Genomic DNA, 23,171 nt, shown 5'->3' with positions numbered 1-23,171 from the left:
AACCGTTTATCTATTCGTCGTAAAATATTAAGGTTCAAACGAATATTTTAGTTTCGAAGGGTTTGCTTAATTAGTTTTGAATAAATTAATACCGTATTGCCCCATGAAAAAGCCGTTTTATTTTTTTAGTTTATTAATTATTTTAAGTGTTTTTAATTTTGTAGGAGCTCAAGAAACTGCAAGTGTTTCAGATGAAATTCCTCAAAATTTTAAAAAACGTAGTCCGGTTTACGATTACTCTGAAAAACAACTTAATAACGTCGATACAATTCCAGATTTTGTTTCAAAAACCAATAAATTAAAGATAACAGGAACCATTTTTGAAAACGATGGCGTAACACCTGCTAAAAATGTTATTCTTTTTATACATCAAACCGATGAAAATGGTAATTTCGAGTTAAAACGTGAAAACAAAAAACGTTATGTACGCCACCGTGGTTGGGTAAAAACTAATGACGATGGGAAATATACATTTTACACCTTTGTTCCTGGTTCGTATTTTAGAGGAAAAGATTTAAAACAGATTTTACCCATTATTAAAGCTCCTGGAAAAGAAGAACAAAAAATAGAATCGTATGTTTTTAGCGATGATCCGTCGTTAAAAGATTCTTGTAGAGAAGATATAGAAAATACTAATCCAACAAGAATTTTAAGCTTAACCTTTAGTAAAGAAGAAGGTTTATTTATTGCAAAACGAGATATTGTTCTTGGTAAAGAAGAAACAGATTCATATTAAATTATTTGTTTCATTTTACTTCTTTATACCTCTTTTTTATTTGAGCGCCTTGTTTTCCCCATAGATAAAGTGGCATTATAACACCTAAAAAGGTGATAATGCTTGCGAAAACAAATAGATTATTAGCTTGAGCGAATGTTTTTCCTGTAATAAATACCCCTAAAATTAATAACACAGAAAGCGGTAAGGATAATGCTAAAATTGATAATGCAAAATCGGTATCGAATGTTTTTTTATCAGCTTCAATATTAAGTTCTTTTGTTGCCACACTCGAAATATGAGCAAAAGGCCAAAAACTACAAGCACTCAACCCAAAAGCAATCATTAATAAAATATCATCTTTTAAATTAAAATTAAATATAGCAACGATTGCAGCTATTAATAACAAGGTAATACCATACCTAAGCATTAAAAGCGAAAATATTTGAACAAATTGTTTACGTTTAACTTTTACTGCAAGCCCAATAAAAAGCAAAACCAAAGGTGCCATAATACTGCTTAATCTATTTAAAGTGTTTTGTACAACAACAGGTAAACTATTTAAGTTTAAACCTAAAAACAATAATATTAGAGCTACCAAAATAAAAATGTTTACTGGCTCAAACAGCATCACCTTAGCCAAAGATTTAAGTTTTGTTTTAACCGATTCTTGTTTAAACTCGGTGTTTTTATAAAACCACTTAATAGCGACCAAATACAAAATAAAAAGCACAAAAAACTTGTTGCCTAAATCGGCCATAGCGGCTTTGGCTAAATAGGTTTCTCCCAAAAATTCCAGTATAAATGGAAAACAAGAAAGGCCAGGAGCCAAGGAAGGCAATAATAACCGCGATGTGTTTATAATAGCCTTATCGGTGATTCCTAAAATTAATAAAAGAGTAGGCGTTACATAAAATAATATGGCATTAAACACCAATGCTAAAACTGGCAATAATAACAGGTTAAGTTGCAATTTTACCTTTAATAAAGCCACAAAAATAGTCGCTGGTAAAGCTAATAGTAAAATAATTTTTTTAAGGCTATCAATTTCATCTTTTGAGTTAAACTTCTTTTTAAGAATAACACCAATAACAATAAAAATTAAAAATGAAATGGCCTTTATAATAGCATCAGACATTAAGCAAATATTTCGTCCATGGCATTGGTAAATAATTTCATTTCGTCCATGGTACCCATACTTACTCGACACCAATTTTTACCCCAAAACGTAAATGCTCTAACACCAACTTGTTTGCTATAAATTTGCTTTAAAAATTCTTGACCGTCTATGTCAATTTCAAAAATCATAAAGTTGGTTTGCGATGGTAAATAGTTATATTTTTTTTGTTTTAAGTAGTTCTCGGTATAAGCTCTAGCTTCAGCAATTTTCGATTTAGACATGTTTAAAAAATCTTCACCTTGTAAACTTGTTGTAGCGGCCTTAATGGACGGCCCAGTAATACCCATGCCTCCGCGTGTTATTTCGTTTATTTTATTTATGGTTTCAGCTTTTCCAACTAAATACCCAATACGCAATCCGGCCATACCGTGTATTTTAGAAAACGTACGCGCTACCATAACATTTTTGCCTTCGCTAACTAAACTAACCATACTATCGGTTAAACCATTATCTGATAGTTCTATATAAGCCTCATCAACAAACACTGGTACTTTTTCTGAAACTTTACTACAAAATGATTTTAACTTATTTGAGTCTGTAATCGATCCTGTTGGGTTGTTTGGATTACATATGTAAACCAGTTTTGTATTAACATCAACAGCAGCTTCCATTGCCTTTAAATCGTGTTGAGAATCGGGGAGAAGCTTATACGATTTCCATTTGCCACCAACAGATTGCGATACGTTTATTAACGACATATAGCTAGGATCGGCACTAATGACATCGCCTCCTTTTTGAAAAAATACCATAGCTACTTTTTCAAGAATATCAGATGAACCTGGCGCCATCAAAATATTTTCTGGCTTCACGTTTTCTTTTTCAGCAATAATTTCAATTAAATTATTTAATGTTTTCCAAGCATATCTATTTCCAGCAAACACTTCATCTTGAAACGCTTTAGCCGCCAATGGTGGTGGCCCATAAGGATTTTCGTTAGCACGCAAAATAGCTTTAAGTTCCGGTTCAAATGTATTTGGTGGTGTAAATTCGTTAAAACTATGATTAGAGTTAAATAAAAAAGGACTATTGTTTTCTTGCGCTACTTCAACAGCATTAGCCCAAATATCGGAAGGCATCATTGCTATTCCAGCTAAAGTTAAAGTTCCTTTTTTAAGCCAATTTCGTCTGCTAATTTTTGAAGAATTCATGGTTTGGATTTTGTTAATTTAGAATTCTAAATTATAGCTTTTTTTTAATAAATAATGTTAAAATTAACTAAACATTGAATTTAATTTAGTGTTTTTGTAAAAACGGTTAATATTTATCATTAAAAAGGTAATATTATATAAATGCAAATAGGATAGACTGAATTTGGATGTTGCAATAATGACTAGAATTAAAATAAGCATCTATTTATTTTGAAGTGTAGAAATAATGGATTTTGAAACCTAAAAATTATTCAAAATTTATGGTATAGGGTTCGGTGGATTTTACTTCTAAAATAAACTTCATAAAAAGGTATACTGAAGTTACGTGACAAATTATTATTAAAACAGTAAATGTTCGCTCAAAATGTAAAAATTCGTTTATGATGCTAAAAATCAACTGAAAAAAATAGGCTATCCCGGAAATAAACAACAGAATACCATTTTTATAATAGCTCTTTAAGTAAATAATGCCAATACTTGTAAAGTATAAGCTAAAGCAAAAAAGACACAAAGCACTTAAAATGATTTGTTTTTTTGGAAGTTCGAGTACTAACACCTTAAAAACTGAAAATAATACGTAAGCAACCAAAGCAATACTTAATAATACTGAAGCCGATAAAAACCCTTGAAATTTGCCGTTTTTTAAATACTGTTTTATAATTAAGATATAGCACAACAGGCACAGAGTAGTTAAAACTGAAATGTAAGTAAAATTAGCTTGAAAGTTTTTAAAAATTAATATATCCGCCGCTAGTATAAATGCTAGTGCTACAAGAAATAATACTTTAAATTTATGTTTAGCTAAAACAATATATTTTAAACTAATACAAACAATTACTAGCGGTATAGTGAATAGTAATTGCTGTTTGCTTTTTATAATACTTAAAATTATTGAAGCTAAAAATGAAGTCCCTAAAAGAATATCTAAGACATTTAGTTTGTTTGTAATAACATTTTTGAATATCTTATTTTGGGACATTATTTACTAGGTAAAGAATTTTCTTTATTTAAAGATATTAAAATCTTTTAAAGAAAATCGGAAAAAGCCTTATTTATTTAAAATGAATTAGCTGTATAAAATTAAAAACACACCAAGCATAATTCCAACCAAAGGCACGAGTTTTTTACGCTTGTTTTGTTCTTTAAAAATAATACCACCGACAAGAACCGCTATTAAAATTTGACTTCGTTTTATGGCAGAGAGCAACATAATTAAAGCCTCTGGATCTTGTAAAGCTTTAAAGTAGAAATAATCGGCCATTTGCAGTAGCACGCCAACAGCTATAATGGACCACCGAAACTTAAATGCTCGTCGTTTTACAGCATAAGGAAACCATGTAAAGCCCAAAATTACTAACAAAATTAAAATAATATAAAAGCAGCACCAAAATTGAAGTGTTTGTGCGTTTAGGTTTAAACTCTGAATTAGAAATTTATCGTACAACCCACTGCTAGCTCCTAAAAATGTAGCGGCTACAATGGCTAAAATCCATTTATTACGTTTAAAAATGATGCCTTCTTTTTTACCAATTCTAGAGTATAAAATCACTGAAAAAATAATTAGAAAAAAACCAATCCACTGATGTAAATTTGGCGCTTCTCTGTAAATTACAATGGCACCAATAAAGGTAAAAAAAGGACCTGCCGACCGTATAGGAGTTACTATGGTTATTGGTAAATGTTTTAATGCTTGATAAGCTAATAACCACGACGCAGCTAAAATAACGCCTTTAATAAAAATATAGCCATGTTGCTGCCACGAAATGTTTTGAAAAACAAAACCGTTTTTTTCGGCGTAATTAGGGTAGCAAACGCTTAAGATGTAACATAAACCAATAAGTAAAAATCCGCTTAAAATCGAGCCTAAAAGCACCGGAAAAGTCTCGTTGTTTTGTACAGCATGCTTTTTACACAAATTGTGTATTCCTAAAAATAATGCTGCTAATAAACCTAAGTACATCCACATAATGGGCGCGAATATACCCTTTAATTAGCTTTTATATACTAGGTTAAGTTAAAATTTAGGTTAAAGATAATTTTTACCTAGTTTTTGTTTTAAAATGTAAAACGTTAATTTAGAGAGGTTAACAAATTTAATTTTTAGTTTATGAGCGCGAAATATAAAACGCCTGGTGTTTATATAAATGAATTAAATAGCTTTCCTAATAGTATTGCTCAGGTAGAAACTGCGGTTCCTGCATTTATAGGTTATACCGAAAAGGCTGAATTTAATGGCAACTCCTTATTAAATATACCTACTAAAATTAACAGCCTTAATGAATATTTAGAACGTTTTGGCAATGAGTTTGCATCAAAATGTAACATTTTACCAAATATAACGCCCAATAATGCCCAAGCAGAAGCAACTATAAATGGTGTTAATTATGTCGTGGACTTTGCGAATAATCAAAAAGCCTTAATGTATGCCAGTTTAAAGTTGTTTTTTAATAATGGCGGTACAACATGTTATGTGGTTTCGGTGGATACATACCAAAATAAAAATGACATTGTTTTAGATAAAGAAAAGTTTAAAACGGGTTTAAAACAATTAAAAACGGAACTTGAACCAACAATTATTGTAATTCCAGATGCTGTTAATTTACCAAAAATAGACTGTTATCATTTATATCAAAACGTGTTGAAACATTGTTCGGAAATGCAAAATAGGGTAGCGGTACTCGATGTTTTTAATGGGTTTGAAACTGTTTCAACTCAAGTTATCACAGAATTTAGGCATCATATTGGTAACTTAAATTTAAAATATGGTGTTGCATATTATCCGTGGCTTGAAACATCGATTTATTCAAAAAAAGAAATCACTTTTAAAAATATTAATCTTGATTTATCTGAAATTTCAAATTTACTTCCCGAAAAAAAGGCCAGAATATTAATTGAAGAATTTATAAACGGAAATCAAACTATTCATGGAGAGGAAAATCTGCATGAAGCACTTTTAATTGTAAGCCCTAGCTACAATTTATTAATTGAAGCTGTAAAAAAAGTACTGAATATTTTACCACCATCGGCAGCTATGGCAGGTGTTTACACCATGGTCGATAACCATGGAGGTGTTTGGAAAGCGCCTGCAAATGTGTCGCTAAATTCGGTTATTAAACCAACAATCGCTATAAGTAATTCTCAACAAGAAACTTTAAATATTGATGCAGCTTCTGGTAAATCGATTAACGCTATTCGCAGTTTTGTGGGCAAAGGTGTTTTAGTTTGGGGCGCACGTACTTTAGACGGAAACAGTAATGAATATCGTTATATTAACACCGTGCGAACCTTAATAATGGTAGAACAATCTGTTAAATATGCTTTAGAAACGTTTGTTTTCGAGCCTAACGAGGCTAATACTTGGACTACAATAAAAAGTATGATTAGTAATTTTTTAACAAACCTTTGGAAACAAGGGGCTTTAGCTGGAGCAAAAGCTAGTGATGCCTATTTTGTAAACATCGGTTTAGGAAGCACCATGACCGCAAACGATGTTTTACAAGGTAAACTAATTGTTGAATTAGGACTTGCCATTCAAAGACCTGCCGAATTTATAATAATTCGTCTGCAACAACAATTACAAAATTCATAGATCTGAAAAAAAACGTTCTTATGCGTAAAATTTTTTTTGACGTACATTTTATCAAATACGCGAATTTTAAAACAGTGCAAAAAGTGAAGCTTTAAAACTTTTTGTTTTAATATTGAATCATCCACTGGATAATCCAATATTAAAAATGTACTATAATTTATATTATGTAAAATAGAATATTTCACATACACTATCCTCCGATAAAAAAGAATTATAATTATTTAACTTGTTAAATGTATAACTAACCGTAATTTTGCATTAAAATTAAATTACATGTTTTCATTTAAAAATATATTTCGTTTAGTCGCTTTTCTTGAGGGCGTTTCGTATATCTTATTATTATTTATCGCTACACCAATAAAATACATATCAGGAAATCCTGAGTATGTAAAACTTTTAGGTATGCCACACGGCATTTTATTTATGCTTTATGTGGTTTTTGCTTTTATGTTAAAAAGTGATTATAAATGGAATACCAAAACCTTTTTGTTGGTTCTTGTGGCTTCGGTTATTCCGTTTGGTACGTTTTATATCGACCATAAATACTTAAAACCTGCAGTAAAATAAATTTTCAATGAAACATTATTTTTACGACCTTTTAGTTTCTAAAGGTTTTACAGAAACTTCGGCAAGTTATTTAAACATGGGAATTTTACTCGTGGCACTTATTGTAGTTGTACTTATTACCGATTTTATTGTAAAGCGCATTTTAGTCGTATCATTCAATCAATTTGCAACAAAATCTAAAACTAATTTCGACGACTTATTAATTTCAAACAAAGTCCCACGAAATGTGGCGCATATTATTCCGCTCATCATTACTCTGGAATACTTTCCTATTGTTTTTTCCGATTTTCCAAACTTTGAATTACCCGTTGAAAAAGCCTTAAAAGTTTTCGGAATTGTACTCACTTTATGGATTGTTCGCAGTCTACTAAACACCATAAAAGATTATTTAAAAACTTTACCACGCTTTAAAGACAAACCTATTGCGAGCTACATTCAGGTATTTATGATTTTTGCTTGGCTTGGTGGCATTATGTCTTCCATTGCTATTGTAACAGGTATCCCCTTTTTACAATTTCTGACTGGTTTAGGAGCTATTTCGGCAGTTATTTTATTGGTTTTTAAAGATACTATTTTAGGTTTTGTAGCCAGTATTCAGGTGTCTATTAACGATATGGTACGCATTGGCGATTGGATTACCTTTGAAAAATACGGTGCCGATGGCGATGTTATTGAAATTACCTTGGCCACTGTAAAAGTCCAAAATTTCGATAAAACCATCACCACTATTCCAACTTATGCCCTCATCTCCGATTCGTTTAAAAACTGGCGCGGTATGACTAATTCAGATGGTAGACGGATTAAACGCGCTCTAATTATAAAACAAAGCAGCATTAAATATTTAACCGAAACTGAGGTTGAAGATTTAAAAAAGATTCAATTAATTACCGATTATTTACAAAACCGTCAAGCGGATATTATCAGTTTTAATGAAACACATCAAGCGGATAAATCGGTTTTAATAAATGGTAGAAACTTAACCAATTTTGGTGTTTTCAGAAAATATATTGATACGTATTTAAATCAACATTCGGCTATAAATAAAGATATGATGATTATGGTACGTCAGTTAGCACCAACCACACAAGGTATTCCTTTAGAAATTTATGCTTTTAGTAGCGATAAACGTTGGGCTAACTACGAATATATTATTGCCGATGTGTTCGATCATTTAATAGCAGCCCTTCCCTACTTTAATTTGAAGGTTTTTGAGCTACCAACAGATTTAGAATAACCGTCTAATTTACTGTCTTGTTGCCTTAAATTTAATTTTCTTGGCTTTGTTGCGCGGCCTCATGTTGTTCAGGTTGTGCAAATAAATCTACAATAGCTTTACCAATGTTTTCTATAACATGGGTTGCTAACAGACTTTCGTAACCCGAATCTTCAACGGCTATATCGGCGGCTTTTCCATGTAAATACACTCCAAATATTGCAGCAGATAACGTATGATAACCTTGAGATATTAAACCTGTAATTATTCCGGTTAAAACATCGCCGCTACCCGCAGTTGCTAAACCTGGATTACCAGTGGTGTTTACAAACTGTTTATTATTAAAAATGGTTATGGTATTTGCACCTTTAATTACTAAAACAATCTTATATTTTTCAGCGAAAGCTTTGGCTTTATCTAACTTTTCAAAATCGTTTGCCCATGCTCCAATTAAACGCTCTAATTCTTTTGGATGTGGTGTTAAAACACATTCTGGTGGCAATAATTTTAAAAGACCTTTATTTTCAGCTAAAATATTTAATCCATCGGCATCAATAACTAATGGTGCTTTATTTGTTTTTAAAAAAGCTTCAAACGTTTTTACAGTTTCAACATGTTTTCCAATTCCAACTCCAAAAGCAATTACTGTTGGTTCAATATCAAAATTAATATTGGTAATGGTTGTTTCTGAATCATCTGTAATCACCATAGCTTCAGGAAAAGCGGTTTGTAGAATTTGATAACCACATTTCGGTATAAAAGCTGTAACCAAACCAGCTCCTGTAGATAATGCTGCTTTACTGGCCAAAGTAACCGCTCCTATTTTACCATAACTACCGCCAATTATTAAACTATGTCCAAATTGGCCTTTATGCGAAAATTTGTCGCGAGGTCTGTAATTTGGCAAGACTTCGTATTTGCTAATAAGTTCGGTTTCGGTTTGGGTGGTAAATGTATATTCTTGGTCTAAACCAATATCTAAAATTTCCCATTGTACGGTATATTTCGCGGTTTCGGGTAAAAAGAACACCAATTTAGGCGATGCGAAACTTAAGGTGAAACCAGCATAAACTACAGCATCTTCATCTTCAACAGGTTTATCAACAAATAATCCTGAAGGAATATCGATAGAAAGTGTAAACGCTTTACTCGCTTTAAAATGCATGAAAAGTGTTTTAACCCAATTTACCACAGGACGATTTAAGCCTATGCCAAAAACAGCATCAACTATAATGTCGTTTGGGTGTATTTCGGGCAACTCTTCAGCATCACTTAATAAAACAGGCCAATCTTTAGTGGTGTTTTTTATACGATCATAATTAATTAAAAAGTCTTTTGAACGCTTGTCACTATAATTAATGATATAAGTTTTTACGTTATAACCATCAAGAACTAAATGTCGCGCTAAAACGAGTCCGTCGCCGCCATTATTTCCAATACCACAAAAAATATGAATGGGCACTTGAGCCCCTTGCATTCGGGCATGCATCCAATTAAAAATTTGGGTACCTGCACGCTCCATTAAATCGGTTGATGAAATATTTTGACGCTCTGCCGTTAAGCGATCACCTTCATATATTTGTGCTTTAGAGAAAATCTTCATTTGCGTATTATCAATTTTTCAGTTCAAAATAATTTTCGTTAAAAATATTAAACGAAATTAACTTCAATATAAGAATACATTAAAAAAAAACTTTTAATTTTTTTATTTAACTAAAAGTAATACTTTTGAAATGTATAATTAATACAATGAACTATTTAAGCCAAAATATAATTATTTCTACACCTTTTACTTCTGCAAAAGGCACTTTTACTATTGGCTTAACTACAATTACCACTACCCTTTGGGGTTGTTAATTATATATACTTCAAGCAGATTTTGTAATTTTTTTAATTACAGCATTTTTAATTTTATTTTTAATTATTCATTTAAAAAAACATGAAAGTTTTAAAATTTGGAGGAACATCTGTAGGTTCTTCAAAAAATATAAATAGTGTCATAAAAATATTAGAAGATTATTCTAAAAACGAATCGGTGGTTTGTGTGGTTTCTGCTGTTGGTGGTATTACCGATAAATTACTACTTGCAGGAAAACAAGCTCAAAATAAAGACAACGCATACAACGATACCTTTAACACAATAAGTGCAACTCATTTAGCGATAATAAATGAGTTAACACCGCTTAAAGGACAAAGTATTATTGCTTATGTTAATCAGCGTCTAAATGAACTGAAATACTTATTAGATGGCATCTTTTTAATTAACGAATTATCGCCAAAAACATCAGATAAACTAGTGAGTTTTGGCGAAATTTTATCGTCTTATATTATTGGAGAAACATTAGTAAAACGTGGTCATTCCGCAGCTTGTAAAAATACTCAAGAATTAGTAGTAACCAATTCAAACTTTACAAAAGCCGAAGTTGATTATAGCATCACGAACCAAAACATTGTAGATTACTTTAAATCAGCAAATCAAAAAATCACCATTTTACCTGGTTTTGTTGCCAAATCTAAATCAGGAGAACAAACTACGCTTGGTCGTGGCGGTTCCGATTTTACGGCAGCCATTGTTGCAGCTGCACTTAAGGTTAATGCTTTGGAAATTTGGACTGATGTAAGCGGTATGTTTACAACCAATCCAAAATTAGTTAAGCAAGCCTACCCTATCGAGAAAATATCGTATCAAGAGGCGATGGAATTATCGCATTTTGGTGCCAAAGTGTTATATCCGCCAACGGTGCAGCCTGTTTTAGATTTAAATATTCCAATTCACATAAAAAATACTTTAGAGCCCGAAGCAGTTGGAACAGTAATTTCTAACGAAGAAGTAAACGCCTCTAAACCAGTAAAAGGCATTAGTAATATTTCGAATATTGCCTTGTTAACACTACAAGGAAGTGGGATGGTTGGCATTCCAGGATTTTCTAAACGTTTGTTTGAAACACTTTCGCAGGAAAAAATTAATGTGATTTTAATTACTCAAGCTTCTTCCGAACATTCTATTTGTTTAGGCATTAATGATGCTGATGCTTTAAAAGCAAAAGCAGCCATTGATGATGCTTTTAACAACGAAATTGCGCTTCATAAAATAGACCCGATAATTATTGAAAACGAATTATCTATCGTCGCATTAGTTGGTGATAACATGAAAAACCACCAAGGTATTAGTGGTAAAATGTTTAGTGCTCTTGGTAAAAACAATATTAATATTCGTGCGATTGCACAAGGGGCTTCAGAGAAAAACATTTCGGCAGTAATTGCAGAAAAAGATGTGAAAAAAGCACTAAACACATTGCATGAACAGTTTTTTGAAGCCAAAACAAAACAACTTAATGTATTTATTACAGGTGTTGGAAATGTTGGTGAAAAACTTGTAGAACAAATTAAACAACAGCACGATTACTTAAAAAAGAATTTAAAAATAAACCTTCGTGTAGCTGGATTATCAAATTCTAGAAAAATGATTTTCAACGATTCTGGAATAGACTTATCTAATTGGAAAGAACAACTAGAAAACGGTGAAAAAGCGTCATTACAAGGCTTTTTTGAAGGTACAAAAGCGTTAAACTTACGAAACAGTATTTTTGTTGATGTTACAGCAAATTACGATGTCGCAAATTTTTACGAAAAATATTTACGCGAAAGCATTGGTGTTGTGGCATGTAACAAAATTGCTTGTGCAAGCGATTTTGAAAACTACAAATTACTTAAAACCTTATCGTTAAAATACAACGCGCCATTTTTATTTGAAACCAATGTTGGTGCAGGCTTACCAATATTAGATACTTTGAATAATTTGGTGGCTTCTGGTGATAAAATAACCTCAATCCATGCGGTTTTATCAGGTAGTTTAAACTTTGTGTTTAATAATTTTAATGATAAAACTAAGTTCTACGATGTAGTTAAACAAGCTGGTGCTGAAGGCTATACCGAACCAGATCCAAGAATTGATTTAAGTGGCGTAGATGTAGCGAGAAAAATATTAATACTAGCTCGTGAAAGCGGTGTAGAAATGAATTTAGAAGATATTAAAAATGAGCCTTTCCTTTCGGAAGCTGGTTTAAAAAGTGATTCGGTTGATGATTTCTACGAAACTTTAAAAACCGATGAAGCGCATTACCAAAGTTTATATGCTTCCGCGAAAGCGAATAATTGTCAGTTAAAATATGTAGCACAATTTAACGAAGGCAAAGCGAGCGTTGGTTTACAAGAAATTCCGGAAGGTCATCCGTTTTATAATTTAGAAGGTAGTGACAATATTGTAATGTTTTACACAAAACGCTATGTTAACCAACCTATGATTATAAAAGGTGCTGGTGCTGGCGCCGATGTTACCGCATCAGGTTTATTTGCCGATATTATTAGAATTGCAAACGATTAATTTTGAGTATGGAATTGCATAAATCAAGTGATATTTCTTGTTCTAGCGCAGCCGAAAATTATTTAATTGAACAGATGAATGAAATAAAAATTTTTTCACCAGCCACAGTGGCAAACGTTGCTTGCGGATTCGATGTGTTAGGCTTTTGCTTAGACAATGTTGGTGACGATATGGTGATTCGAAAAGTGGATAAAAAAGGCATTAAAATCACCCATATTGAAGGATTTGATTTGCCTTATGAAGCTGAAAAAAATGTTGCAGGCGTTTCTGCTTTAGCCATGTACGATGCCATTAATGTTGATTTTGGTTTTGAAATTGAAATCTATAAAAACATTAAACCAGGAAGTGGTATTGGCAGTAGCGCTGCAAGTGCTGTGGGTAGTGTTTTTGGTATGAACGAGCTTTTAGGACGACCATTTAACAAAACCGAATTAACCCAATTTGCCATAAAAGGTGAAGCATTAGCAAGTAAATGCGAACACGCTGATAACCTTGCTCCTGCTATGTTTGGTGGTTTTACATTGGTAAAGGGAATTAAGCCTTTGCAAATTTTGGAAATTCCTAGTCCCGAGGATTTGTACGCCACTATTATTCACCCGCAAATTGAGATAAAAACCTCAGAATCTAGAGCAGTTTTACCTCAAGACGTTTCGCTAAGTGATGCCATAACGCAATGGTCCAATGTTGGGAGTTTAATTCATGCTTTGCATACCAGCGATTACGACTTAATTAAGGATTCTTTGCATGATGTAATTATCGAACCACACCGTAGTAAGCTTATTCCACATTATAATGAAGTGAAGCAAATAATGCTAGAAGCAGGTGCTTTAGGTGCTTGTATTTCAGGTTCTGGACCATCAATTTTTTCATTGTGTAAAGGTGAAGAAATTGCTAATAATGTGGCTCAAGCGCTTAAAAAGGCTTACAGCTTAATAACAGATATTGAATTTGATATTCACGTCTCGAAGATTAACACCAAAGGCGTTAAGATTTGTTGATTTAGTTAGGAATTGTAAGACCAATGACCGTTGACAAATTATAAAGATGGCTTGACATTTTGAGGAGCGTATTGACGTGTTAATATTTTTTCAGACAGTTGCGAAATGACGGTTGACTGATGCTTTTGAAAAGAAAAATTAATTGATGTTATGAGTAAGTTTAAATTCGAAAAGTTAATTATTTGGCAGAAAGCAATGGATTATGGAGAAACCATTTTTCAATTAGCTTTAAATTTTCCAGATATTGAAAAATTTAATCTTACTTCTCAAATTACTAGAGCTGTAGATTCTATTGCTCTAAATATTTCAGAAGGTTCTATTGGTCAATCAAATCCTGAACAACGGAAATTTATAAATTATGCTATTAGATCTTTGGCTGAAGTCGTTACTTGTTTACATAAAGCTAGAAGAAGAAATTACATTGAAATCTATAATTTTGAAATACTCTATAACGAAGCATTTCATTTAATGAACATGATGCAAGCGTTTAAAAAAATATAAAATAAAACTAATACCCCGATTTTTATTTAGTCGTTTTTACCACTTCGGTCAACGATCAATAGTCATCGGTCAATAAAAAACACCATGAACTACTACTCACTAAACCATAAAGCACCAAACACAACATTCGAAAATGCTGTTGTAAAAGGATTAGCACCAGACAAAGGCTTATATTTTCCAGAAAGTATAACACCTTTACCGGCTGATTTTTTCGAAAATATTGATGACTTATCAAATACTGAAATTGCGTTTACAGCTATAAAACAGTTTGTATCGCCAGAAATTCCAGATGATATTTTAAAAACTATTGTAGAAGAAACCTTGTCGTTCGATTTTCCTGTAGTTAAACTTAATGACAATATTTCAACGCTAGAGCTGTTTCACGGACCAACCATGGCGTTTAAAGACGTTGGTGCTCGTTTTATGGCACGTTGTTTAGGCTATTTTAATAAAGATAACAACAACGAAGTAACTGTTTTAGTAGCAACATCAGGCGATACGGGTGGTGCTGTGGCTAACGGATTTTTAGGTGTAAAAGGTGTAAACGTTGTTATACTCTACCCTAGCGGAAAAGTGAGTGATATTCAAGAAAAGCAATTAACAACACTTGGTCAAAACATAAAAGCCCTAGAAATTAATGGCACTTTTGATGATTGTCAAGCCATGGTAAAAACTGCTTTCTTAGACGAAAGTTTAACCAGTAAAATGCAACTAACATCGGCAAATTCAATAAATGTGGCGCGTTGGTTACCGCAGTTATTCTATTTTATGTTTGCCTATAAACAACTTCATAAGAAATACGAGGATATTGTATTTTCTGTACCAAGTGGTAACTTTGGGAATATTTGCGCAGGTATGATGGCGCAACAATTAGGTTTACCAATTAAGCATTTTGTTGCATCAAATAACGCCAACAATGTGGTAACACGCTATTTAATTTCAAAATTATATGAGCCAAAACCATCAGTACAAACCATTAGTAATGCTATGGATGTTGGTGCGCCAAGTAATTTTATTCGTATTGAAGAAATCTACAAAAACAACTTCGAGACCTTAAAAGAAAACTTGTCGTCTTACAGTTTTACCGATGAAGAAACTAAAACAGCTCTTTTAGAAATTAACAACAATTACGGCTATGTTGCCGATCCGCATGGAGCTGTAGGTTATTTAGGTTGTAAAGCGTATTTAAAGGAAAACACAAAAGCACATTGTGTATTTTTAGAAACGGCGCATCCAACCAAGTTTTTAGATGTTGTAGAAGAAGTAATTAAAGAAAAACAACCCTTACCAGAACAAATTCAAGCTGTTATGGGTAAAGAAAAAGAAGCTACGGTTATTTCTACTTATGAGGATTTAAAAGGGTTTTTATTAAGCTAATTTTTAAATAAACCACAAGTTTTTCATTTTTAGCGCATCTTAATTATATCTCAATTAATTAGCTAAAAATGAAAAATTGAATTTTACTTACCTTATTTTCAAGTGCATGCGCATTATTTTCTTGTAGTGGAGATGCTGATAGTGCAACAACATGTCAAGATAACGAAGTTGATTACGATATTGTTATAGATGCTTCAAGTGCTAATTTTACAGGTGTTACAGTAAACATTGTTCCGTGTACACTATCTAATGGTACAGAAACCAATTGCTACGAAATTGTTACAACAAGCGCTCCATCAGATCATGAAATGGGACCTTGGTGTCCAAACAGTATTTCAGATGACGATTCTGCTGGAGGCATTTGGCTAGATAATGGAACTGTTTACGACGTTGATAGTGAATTTGTATCTAATTTAAACACTTTTTACAACGATAATACTTGGTTAATGTATGATGACAACGGATATATTTACATCACAGAAACAGAAGACGATTGCATAAACACCGCCAATCCCAATGTTGGCGAAGAATATGAAAATTTTTGTGTTGAATGTATTCCATCGTATATAAACGATATAACACAAACTTGGACCATACCAATTACGCCAATTGCACTTACTACAACTTATAGCTTTAATTCTGCTCCAGGTGCTACATCAGGACCTTCTACAATAGGTATTGCTTTAAACGGCATAGAATTTTCTGCACCCGCACCTGTAAGCAATATTTTAGCCGCTTATACTCTAGCTCCATTCGATGATGCCGGTGGGTATATTAATGTTAATCAAGGCTATTACTATCATGCCGCAACTCAAGACATAGTCGACAGATATGTAATTACACAAACCTTCGGGCATGCAGAACTTATTGGCTATACTATGGACGGTCATGGTATATATGCTAGGTTCTATGAAAATGGCAACGAACCAACCGATTTAGATGAATGTAGAGGGCATTACGACGATATACGTGGTTATCATTATCATGTAGATAATGCTGGAAATAATAACTTTATAGATTGTTTAAAAGGAGCTTATGTTTTTTAATATTTTAAACTTCAACCTCAGTTAAAGCTAAACCAAAAACAGCTCTTTTAATTAGTGTTGCTCCTTCTAGAATTTCAAAAGTAATATTATTTGGTACATCATCATCCAAACATTGTACTAGGGTTTTAGCCACATCTGCTCTACTAATTTCACCGTGTTTATCAAAATGGTTTTTTAATTCAATTTTACCTGCACCGTCATCATTTTTTAAACTACCCGGGCGCACAATTACATAATTTAAATCACTACTTTTTAAATACTCATCGGCATTATGTTTTGCTTTTAAGTATTCTTGTAATTGTGAATTTGCTTCAGGGTTATCTGCCCCCATAGAACTTAACATAACAAACTTGCTTACATTATTTTCGTGTGCAGCATCTATTAACTTTTTAGCTCCTTCTTGGTCTACTCCTATTACATTTTTACCTCCAGAACCTGCTGCAAATACAACTTCATCTATTTGCTTACTAAAAGCTTTTGTTACATCTTGCTCTAAATCGGCCACAACGGTTTGAATACCTTTATCTTTAAAGTACGATACTTGTTCCTGTTTTCGTACCATTGCTATAGGTGTATAATGATCTGATCTATTTAATAAATTTACTATTTGTTTACCGGTGGTGCCATTTGCACCTGCTACTAATATATTTTTCATACTTAAATTTACAAAAATCAATTCGTCTTATCTGGTTCATTTTAAGTGTTTAACTATAGTTTAGCATAAAGTTTAAAAGAAAAGTTAAATGAAAAATGCTAATATTTAACTAACCTTTATAGCCTTTCGCGAAAGCGTTATTATAAAATTTCAATACATTTGCTTTTCTTTGAATTATGGAAGACATACTTGTAAGAATTATAAAATTCTTCAGTAATTTTATTGAAGATATTATGTTTTCTTTTAAAAAAGAAATCCTGTTTTAATAGGTATATTAATTGTTGTAATATGCCTAATTACACTTTATATACTAACAAAAGATTTTTAAATGAAGAATACTGCTCTTACCGAAACTCATAGCGCTCTTGGCGCGAAAATGGTGCCTTTTGCAGGTTACAACATGCCTGTTCAATACGAAGGCGTTAATGCAGAACACGAAACCGTTAGAAACGCCGTTGGCGTGTTTGATGTCAGCCATATGGGCGAATTTTTAATTGAAGGCGAGCATGCGTTAGATTTAATACAAAAAGTAACCAGTAACGATGCTTCTAAATTAACCATTGGTAAGGCGCAATACAGTTGTATGCCTAATGATGAAGGCGGTATTGTAGACGATTTAATTGTCTACCGTGTTAAAGAAGACACCTATTTACTGGTGGTAAACGCGAGTAATATTGAGAAAGATTGGAACTGGATTTCAAGTAAAAACGATGCTGGTGCCACCATGCGCGATTTAAGTGATGATTATTCGTTACTAGCTATTCAAGGGCCAAAAGCCGTTGAAGCGATGCAAAGTTTAACAAGTCATGATTTAGCTAGTATTAAATTTTACAACTTTGTTGTTGGCGATTTTGCAGGTATCGAACACGTCATTATTTCCGCTACAGGCTATACAGGTAGTGGCGGTTTCGAAATTTATTGTAAAAACAGCGAAGTACAACAAATCTGGGATAAAGTTTTTGAAGCTGGCGCCGACTATGGCATAAAACCAATTGGTTTAGCAGCTCGCGACACCTTGCGTTTAGAAATGGGCTATTGCCTTTACGGAAATGATATAAACGATACCACCTCGCCTATTGAAGCTGGTTTAGGTTGGATTACTAAATTCACCAAAGAATTTACAAACTCCGAAGCTTTAAAAAAGCAAAAAGAACAAGGTGTAGCACGTAAATTAGTCGCTTTCGAGTTGGATGAACGCGGGATTCCTCGACAAGGATACGATATTGTTGATGGCAACGGAACTAAAATTGGCGAAGTCACATCAGGAACGATGAGTCCTAGTTTAGGTAAAGGTATCGGCTTGGGTTATGTACCAACAGTTTTTGCCGATGTAAACAGTAAAATAAATATTCAAATACGCAAAAATGCAGTGCCTGCAACCGTTGTAAAACTGCCATTTTATAAAGGTTAATGCGCGATTATCAAAACATAATAAACGGTATTTACGAGAAGGCCATAAACCAATCCGAAAAAGGAACGGTGGCCACTTATATTCCAGAATTAGCTAAGGTTGATATAGCTAATTTTGGAATACATTTACGTACCATAAATAACACATGTTTTGGAATTGGCGAATACGATACTTTATTTTCCATACAAAGTATCTCTAAAGTACTCTCGTTAGCATACGCCATGTCTTTAGTTGGTGAAGCTATTTGGAAACGCGTTGATGTAGAACCTTCGGGTCACCCATTTAATCAATTAGCATTATTAGAAGTTGAAAATGGTATACCGCGAAATCCGTTTATAAATTCAGGCGCCATTGTTATTGCCGATATTTTGTTATCGCATTTAGATGATCCGAAAACCGATTTCTTAAATTTTGTGCGTCAGTTATGCGACGACGATTCTATAAATTATAATGAAACTGTTGCGCTTTCGGAAAAGCAAACGGGCTTTAAAAATGTATCGGCAGCAAACTTGTTAAAGTCATTTAAAAATTTAGAAAATGATATTGATGCTGTTTTAGATTTCTATTTCCATCAATGTTCTATTGAAATGACATGCAGCCAACTAACCAAAGTATTTTACTTTTTAGCGAACAATGGCTGTTGTTTACAAAATAAACTACATTTAACCAATTCGCAAGTAAAGCGTATTAATGCGCTCATGCTAACTTGTGGTTTTTACGACGAAGCTGGCGAATTCGCCTTCGAAGTGGGTTTACCAGGAAAAAGTGGTGTTGGAGGCGGTATTGTGGCGCTTCTACCCGATAATTTCATTATTACCACGTGGTCGCCTGGACTAAACAAAAAAGGAAATTCGTTATTGGGCATGCAGGCTTTAGAGGCTTTTACTACGCAAACCAAACAGTCTATTTTTTAGACTAATTTTTATCTTTTAAAAGATTTATGAGTACAAACGGTACAAAACATAAGGTATTAATTTTAGGTGCAAGTGGCTTTTTAGGAAATGCCATTTACAAAGAACTATGCCCCTATTTTAATACGTTTGGTACTTATAATTTTAATAAATCGTTCGAGAAAAACCATCATTTTTTTGAGTACAATTTTGAAGAAGATGATATTTACGAAATCCTAGATATTGTAAAACCAAGCATTATTATTTCGGCATTGCGTGGGGATTTTTCAAAGCAAGTGTTGTTACATCAGCATTTAAGCGATTATTTGCTTCAACATAAAACTAAGCTCATATTTTTATCGTCTGCAAATGTTTTTGATGCTTACAGTAAATACCCGAGTTATGAAGAAGACAAAACGCTAAGCCATAGTGTTTACGGGCATTTCAAAATAAAAATTGAAAACATGCTATTGCGACTACCTGCTAAAAAGGTGGTTATTTTACGTTTACCAATGGTTTTTGGTTCGCAATCACCTAGAATCTTAGAAATTCTTCAGCAAATTGAAGAGAAAACGCCTGTTGAAGTATTTCCGAATCTGATCATGAACGTGACTACCGAAAGCAAAATCACGCAGCAAATTCATTACATCATCAACCGAAATAAATACGGTGTTTACCATTTAGGAAGCAAAGATTTAGTGCATCACGACGATTTTATAAAGGAAATCATCAAAAACCTTCAGCTCGAAAGCAAAGTACATTACAAACGCGTTTATACAACTAACGATGACCGTTATTTAGCCGTACTTCCAAAATTCAACTTATTACCAAAAAATCTACATTTACGAAGCGATGAAGTTCTTGAAGAAATAAGAATATAGTTTGATTTATAGCCCACAAAACTGTAACTTGTATTACCTAATTAAACACATACTATGAGTCCATTATCAGAACAAGACATTGAAGCTAAATTACTGCGCTTTCCAGACTGGGAATACTACGATAACGCCTTACATGCCGAATTTGAATTCGAAAATTTTAAAGATTGTTTTAGCGCTATGAGTCGCATTGCTTTCGAGTGCGAAGCTTTAAATCATCACCCCAATTGGAGTAACGTATATAACGTTTTAACCATTTCACTTTCAACACACGATGCAGGTGGCGTTACTAACAAAGATTTTCAGTTAGCAGAGGCCATTGAAAGCATTGTAGAACCCGAAGAATAATTTGTTTTTCATACGCAGGTTTTTAACTTTGCGAAATTGAAATTATTTTTCGCACGTAAGTGAGAATCATAAAATCAATCCAGTAACTTTTCTGGAAAATATTAACATTTAATATCATTTAAATAATAGAATTATGGGAAGAGCTTTTGAGTTTAGAAAAGCAAGAAAAATGAAACGTTGGTCTGCCATGAGTAAAGCGTTTACACGCATTGGTAAAGACATTGTTATGGCTGTAAAAGAAGGCGGTCCAGACCCAGACAGTAATTCGAGATTAAGAGCGGTTATACAGAATGCCAAGTCTGTTAACATGCCAAAAGATAACATTGAGCGCGCCATAAAACGTGCCAGCGATAAAAGTCAAGGCGATTATAAAGAAGTCCTTTTTGAAGGTTACGCACAACACGGTATTGCTATTTTAGTTGAAACGGCAACCGATAATAATACGCGAACTGTAGCCAACGTACGTAGCTATTTTAATAAATGTGATGGTAGTTTAGGTACATCGGGTTCGGTGGTATTTATGTTCGATCATACTTGTAATTTTAAAGTGAAAGGTGACGGTTTAGATTTAGAAGAACTTGAATTAGAATTAATTGATTTTGGTGTTGAAGAAATTTTTGAAGACACCGATGAAGATGCCGATGGAAATGAAGTTACTAGCGTGATGATTTACGCGCCTTTTGAAAGCTTCGGTAAAATTCAAGCCTATTTAGAAGAAAATAACATTGAAATTTTATCGTCTGGTTTCGAGCGTATTCCGCAAGTAACAAAAACGCTTAACGCAGAACAAGTTGCAGATGTTGAAAAACTATTAGAAAAACTTGAAGAAGATGATGACGTGCAAAATGTTTATCACACCATGCAAGAGGCTGAGTAGTTGTCGTTCAGAGCGCAACGAAGAATCTTTTAAGGAGAAAATTTAGAGATCTAAACGTCATCTTTAGGCAGTCGAAAGATTTTGAAGAATTTGTTACTTTATGAATCTTCAACTAAACTGAACCTGACGAAGTAAATTTATATGTTTCTTAATCATGTTATTCATAGCGCAGCGAAGAATCTTTAACAGTTAAATTATAAAAAAAACAAAAAGCGGTTAGCATAAAACACTAACCACTTTTTTTATATAACTCTGGTAACAAAAATTAATATTTCACTAAATATACCGACGACGCCGAAGCTAAATCGTAATTAAGTACTGGCGCTATATTTCCGCCACTTCCAATATTGTTAAAGGCTAAAATTCTTCCGCCGTTATTTCCTGCTTCAGCAATATAAACGGTTTCAGTTTCACTATCAAAAGCAACATCAACAGGATTCCCTAACATGGTTGAACTTCCTGCTACACGAATTTGATCAGACATAGCTAAAGTGCCACCGTCAGCAGTGTTATTGAATTTAGACATAAAATCTGTAATGATATGGAAACCACCATCATCTTGCCCGTTAGCAGCGGCAGCGATATCGGTTAAGACCATCGTGTCCGACATGGCATCGTAAGTTAAACCGTGTGTTCTCACAATACCTTCAACCGCAATAGTTTTAGTTGCAGAAAGCATCATATCTCCTGTATTTGCTAAAAAGTTTGAATACACAGCCAATTCATTGGTGGTATCGACAATGGCATATAAACTTTCACCATCAAAAGTAATTCCCCATAATTTAATATCGGTTGTAATAACGTTTCTAAGAGTAAAATCGTTACCATCTTTCATGTAAACATAAAGTTTTCCGTCTGGTGTATCAGGGTCACCATCAACATCGGCATTATCTGCAACCACATAATAATCGCCATTAACAGCCAATTCTCTTGGACTCATCATATCGCTGCTTCCTGAAATTCCAATGGAAATCGAAGCTCCGGTTGAACTCATAGAGGTATCCATAAAACCTTCAAGCATCATATTGCTTCGTGAGGCTTGAACCAGCATATCATCATCGGCATCATAAAAAACGCCATCGGCAGCCGTAGAAGATGTTACTAAAGTTGTCATCATGACGTTACTCATATCACCGACATTGTAATAGGTAATATTCCCATTGGCATTGTTAGATGTGTATAAATAAGTTGAAGTCATTGTTTCGTTTGAAGTGTTGTTGTCGTCATTTTCACAAGACATGAAAATGATTGAAAAAATTAACGTAAGTGCTAAGGTTTTCGCTAGGTTTAATCGTTTCATAATTGTTAAATTTTTTAATGTTTAGTATACCTACGTAATTTTTAAAAAGGCGGTTTTATATTTTTTTAAATTTATTTTGAATAGAAGTTGTACT

General features: G+C 33.2%; 20 protein-coding genes. 14 read left to right on the top strand and 6 right to left on the bottom strand.

The features are described 5' to 3' along the window. Positions 1–103: 103 nt before the first annotated feature. Positions 104–736: a peptidase associated/transthyretin-like domain-containing protein gene (locus tag PK35_RS07685; RefSeq protein ID WP_044626125.1), complete on the top strand. Its 633-nt coding sequence runs from the start codon at positions 104–106 to the stop codon at positions 734–736. 10 nt (positions 737–746) lie between these two features. Here PK35_RS07685 and PK35_RS07680 read toward each other — a convergent pair whose 3' ends face one another. From PK35_RS07680 to PK35_RS07665, 3 genes are all read right to left on the bottom strand, one after another. Next, the gene (locus PK35_RS07680) at positions 747–1,853 is read right to left on the bottom strand and encodes an AEC family transporter (protein ID WP_044626124.1); all 1,107 of its coding nucleotides are present in this window, start codon (positions 1,851–1,853) and stop codon (positions 747–749) included. Next, positions 1,853–3,043, bottom strand: coding sequence for a pyridoxal phosphate-dependent aminotransferase (locus PK35_RS07675; RefSeq protein WP_044626123.1), 1,191 nt, complete (start codon positions 3,041–3,043; stop codon positions 1,853–1,855). The genes PK35_RS07680 and PK35_RS07675 overlap by 1 nt, the downstream gene beginning before the upstream one ends. A gap of 1,066 nt (positions 3,044–4,109) precedes the next feature. Beyond that, on the bottom strand, positions 4,110–5,009 hold the full coding sequence (locus tag PK35_RS07665) for an EamA family transporter (protein WP_044626121.1): 900 nt from the start codon (positions 5,007–5,009) through the stop codon (positions 4,110–4,112). A gap of 141 nt (positions 5,010–5,150) precedes the next feature. Here PK35_RS07665 and PK35_RS07660 point away from each other — a divergent pair, with 141 nt between their 5' ends. The 3 genes from PK35_RS07660 to PK35_RS07650 all read left to right on the top strand — a co-directional run bounded on the left by PK35_RS07660 (position 5,151) and on the right by PK35_RS07650 (position 8,433). Beyond that, the gene (locus PK35_RS07660) at positions 5,151–6,632 is read left to right on the top strand and encodes a phage tail sheath family protein (RefSeq protein WP_044626120.1); all 1,482 of its coding nucleotides are present in this window, start codon (positions 5,151–5,153) and stop codon (positions 6,630–6,632) included. A 273-nt stretch (positions 6,633–6,905) separates the two neighbouring features. Then, positions 6,906–7,199, top strand: coding sequence for a DUF3817 domain-containing protein (locus PK35_RS07655; protein ID WP_044626119.1), 294 nt, complete (start codon positions 6,906–6,908; stop codon positions 7,197–7,199). 7 nt (positions 7,200–7,206) lie between these two features. Beyond that, positions 7,207–8,433 (top strand): mechanosensitive ion channel family protein, encoded by a 1,227-nt coding sequence (locus tag PK35_RS07650; RefSeq protein WP_044626118.1) that lies wholly within the window; start codon positions 7,207–7,209, stop codon positions 8,431–8,433. Between the two features lie 31 nt (positions 8,434–8,464). Here PK35_RS07650 and PK35_RS07645 read toward each other — a convergent pair whose 3' ends face one another. Beyond that, a complete protein-coding gene (locus PK35_RS07645) occupies positions 8,465–10,015 on the bottom strand; it encodes a bifunctional ADP-dependent NAD(P)H-hydrate dehydratase/NAD(P)H-hydrate epimerase (protein WP_044626117.1) in 1,551 nt (516 codons plus the stop codon). A 336-nt stretch (positions 10,016–10,351) separates the two neighbouring features. On the opposite strand from PK35_RS07645, the gene thrA reads away from it, so the two are divergent. The 5 genes from thrA (at position 10,352) to PK35_RS07620 (ending at position 16,718) form a co-directional block, all read left to right on the top strand. Continuing rightward, entirely contained in the window at positions 10,352–12,796 is a 2,445-nt protein-coding gene (thrA, locus tag PK35_RS07640; protein ID WP_044626116.1) for a bifunctional aspartate kinase/homoserine dehydrogenase I, read from the top strand. Positions 12,797–12,870: 74 nt separating this feature from the next. Next, complete coding sequence (locus tag PK35_RS07635) at positions 12,871–13,794, top strand: homoserine kinase (RefSeq protein WP_044626433.1); 924 nt, start codon at positions 12,871–12,873, stop codon at positions 13,792–13,794. A gap of 150 nt (positions 13,795–13,944) precedes the next feature. Next, a complete protein-coding gene (locus PK35_RS07630; RefSeq protein WP_044626115.1) occupies positions 13,945–14,295 on the top strand; it encodes a four helix bundle protein in 351 nt (116 codons plus the stop codon). Between the two features lie 84 nt (positions 14,296–14,379). Further along, positions 14,380–15,672: a threonine synthase gene (thrC, locus tag PK35_RS07625; RefSeq protein WP_044626114.1), complete on the top strand. Its 1,293-nt coding sequence runs from the start codon at positions 14,380–14,382 to the stop codon at positions 15,670–15,672. Positions 15,673–15,980: 308 nt separating this feature from the next. Beyond that, the gene (locus PK35_RS07620) at positions 15,981–16,718 is read left to right on the top strand and encodes a YHYH protein (protein WP_117624660.1); all 738 of its coding nucleotides are present in this window, start codon (positions 15,981–15,983) and stop codon (positions 16,716–16,718) included. 4 nt (positions 16,719–16,722) lie between these two features. On the opposite strand, the gene PK35_RS07615 is transcribed toward PK35_RS07620, so the two are convergent. Next, a complete protein-coding gene (locus PK35_RS07615; protein WP_044626112.1) occupies positions 16,723–17,373 on the bottom strand; it encodes an SDR family oxidoreductase in 651 nt (216 codons plus the stop codon). A 328-nt stretch (positions 17,374–17,701) separates the two neighbouring features. Between PK35_RS07615 and gcvT the strand changes: the two genes are divergently transcribed. From gcvT to PK35_RS07590, 5 genes are all read left to right on the top strand, one after another. Continuing rightward, positions 17,702–18,784, top strand: a complete 1,083-nt coding sequence (gene gcvT / locus PK35_RS07610; RefSeq protein ID WP_044626111.1) for a glycine cleavage system aminomethyltransferase GcvT — start codon at positions 17,702–17,704, stop codon at positions 18,782–18,784. After that, the gene (locus PK35_RS07605; protein ID WP_044626110.1) at positions 18,784–19,698 is read left to right on the top strand and encodes a glutaminase; all 915 of its coding nucleotides are present in this window, start codon (positions 18,784–18,786) and stop codon (positions 19,696–19,698) included. Before gcvT ends, PK35_RS07605 begins: the two co-directional genes overlap by 1 nt. A gap of 26 nt (positions 19,699–19,724) precedes the next feature. Continuing rightward, a complete protein-coding gene (locus PK35_RS07600; protein WP_044626109.1) occupies positions 19,725–20,555 on the top strand; it encodes a sugar nucleotide-binding protein in 831 nt (276 codons plus the stop codon). 54 nt (positions 20,556–20,609) lie between these two features. After that, positions 20,610–20,900, top strand: a complete 291-nt coding sequence (locus tag PK35_RS07595; RefSeq protein WP_044626108.1) for a 4a-hydroxytetrahydrobiopterin dehydratase — start codon at positions 20,610–20,612, stop codon at positions 20,898–20,900. Between the two features lie 133 nt (positions 20,901–21,033). Next, on the top strand, positions 21,034–21,777 hold the full coding sequence (locus PK35_RS07590; RefSeq protein ID WP_044626107.1) for a YebC/PmpR family DNA-binding transcriptional regulator: 744 nt from the start codon (positions 21,034–21,036) through the stop codon (positions 21,775–21,777). Positions 21,778–22,042: 265 nt separating this feature from the next. Here the strand turns inward: PK35_RS07590 and PK35_RS07585 are convergent, their stop codons facing one another. Continuing rightward, entirely contained in the window at positions 22,043–23,077 is a 1,035-nt protein-coding gene (locus PK35_RS07585; protein ID WP_044626106.1) for a hypothetical protein, read from the bottom strand. Between the last annotated feature and the right edge of the window lie 94 nt (positions 23,078–23,171).

It is taken from the genome of Neotamlana nanhaiensis, from assembly GCF_000943555.1.
Taxonomy (GTDB): Bacteria; Bacteroidota; Bacteroidia; order Flavobacteriales; family Flavobacteriaceae; genus Neotamlana; species Neotamlana nanhaiensis.
This window is presented reverse-complemented; position numbering and strand designations above follow the sequence as displayed.

What these genes read in the sequence shown, in the direction of transcription:
- PK35_RS07685 (WP_044626125.1), top strand. Translation starts at nt 104, where the DNA reads ATGAAAAAGCCGTTTTATTTTTTTAGTTTATTAATTATTTTAAGTGTT.
- PK35_RS07680 (WP_044626124.1), bottom strand. Translation starts at nt 1,853, where the DNA reads ATGTCTGATGCTATTATAAAGGCCATTTCATTTTTAATTTTTATTGTT.
- PK35_RS07675 (WP_044626123.1), bottom strand. Translation starts at nt 3,043, where the DNA reads ATGAATTCTTCAAAAATTAGCAGACGAAATTGGCTTAAAAAAGGAACT.
- PK35_RS07665 (WP_044626121.1), bottom strand. Translation starts at nt 5,009, where the DNA reads ATGTGGATGTACTTAGGTTTATTAGCAGCATTATTTTTAGGAATACAC.
- PK35_RS07660 (WP_044626120.1), top strand. Translation starts at nt 5,151, where the DNA reads ATGAGCGCGAAATATAAAACGCCTGGTGTTTATATAAATGAATTAAAT.
- PK35_RS07655 (WP_044626119.1), top strand. Translation starts at nt 6,906, where the DNA reads ATGTTTTCATTTAAAAATATATTTCGTTTAGTCGCTTTTCTTGAGGGC.
- PK35_RS07650 (WP_044626118.1), top strand. Translation starts at nt 7,207, where the DNA reads ATGAAACATTATTTTTACGACCTTTTAGTTTCTAAAGGTTTTACAGAA.
- PK35_RS07645 (WP_044626117.1), bottom strand. Translation starts at nt 10,015, where the DNA reads ATGAAGATTTTCTCTAAAGCACAAATATATGAAGGTGATCGCTTAACG.
- thrA (WP_044626116.1), top strand. Translation starts at nt 10,352, where the DNA reads ATGAAAGTTTTAAAATTTGGAGGAACATCTGTAGGTTCTTCAAAAAAT.
- PK35_RS07635 (WP_044626433.1), top strand. Translation starts at nt 12,871, where the DNA reads ATGAATGAAATAAAAATTTTTTCACCAGCCACAGTGGCAAACGTTGCT.
- PK35_RS07630 (WP_044626115.1), top strand. Translation starts at nt 13,945, where the DNA reads ATGAGTAAGTTTAAATTCGAAAAGTTAATTATTTGGCAGAAAGCAATG.
- thrC (WP_044626114.1), top strand. Translation starts at nt 14,380, where the DNA reads ATGAACTACTACTCACTAAACCATAAAGCACCAAACACAACATTCGAA.
- PK35_RS07620 (WP_117624660.1), top strand. Translation starts at nt 15,981, where the DNA reads ATGGGACCTTGGTGTCCAAACAGTATTTCAGATGACGATTCTGCTGGA.
- PK35_RS07615 (WP_044626112.1), bottom strand. Translation starts at nt 17,373, where the DNA reads ATGAAAAATATATTAGTAGCAGGTGCAAATGGCACCACCGGTAAACAA.
- gcvT (WP_044626111.1), top strand. Translation starts at nt 17,702, where the DNA reads ATGAAGAATACTGCTCTTACCGAAACTCATAGCGCTCTTGGCGCGAAA.
- PK35_RS07605 (WP_044626110.1), top strand. Translation starts at nt 18,784, where the DNA reads ATGCGCGATTATCAAAACATAATAAACGGTATTTACGAGAAGGCCATA.
- PK35_RS07600 (WP_044626109.1), top strand. Translation starts at nt 19,725, where the DNA reads ATGAGTACAAACGGTACAAAACATAAGGTATTAATTTTAGGTGCAAGT.
- PK35_RS07595 (WP_044626108.1), top strand. Translation starts at nt 20,610, where the DNA reads ATGAGTCCATTATCAGAACAAGACATTGAAGCTAAATTACTGCGCTTT.
- PK35_RS07590 (WP_044626107.1), top strand. Translation starts at nt 21,034, where the DNA reads ATGGGAAGAGCTTTTGAGTTTAGAAAAGCAAGAAAAATGAAACGTTGG.
- PK35_RS07585 (WP_044626106.1), bottom strand. Translation starts at nt 23,077, where the DNA reads ATGAAACGATTAAACCTAGCGAAAACCTTAGCACTTACGTTAATTTTT.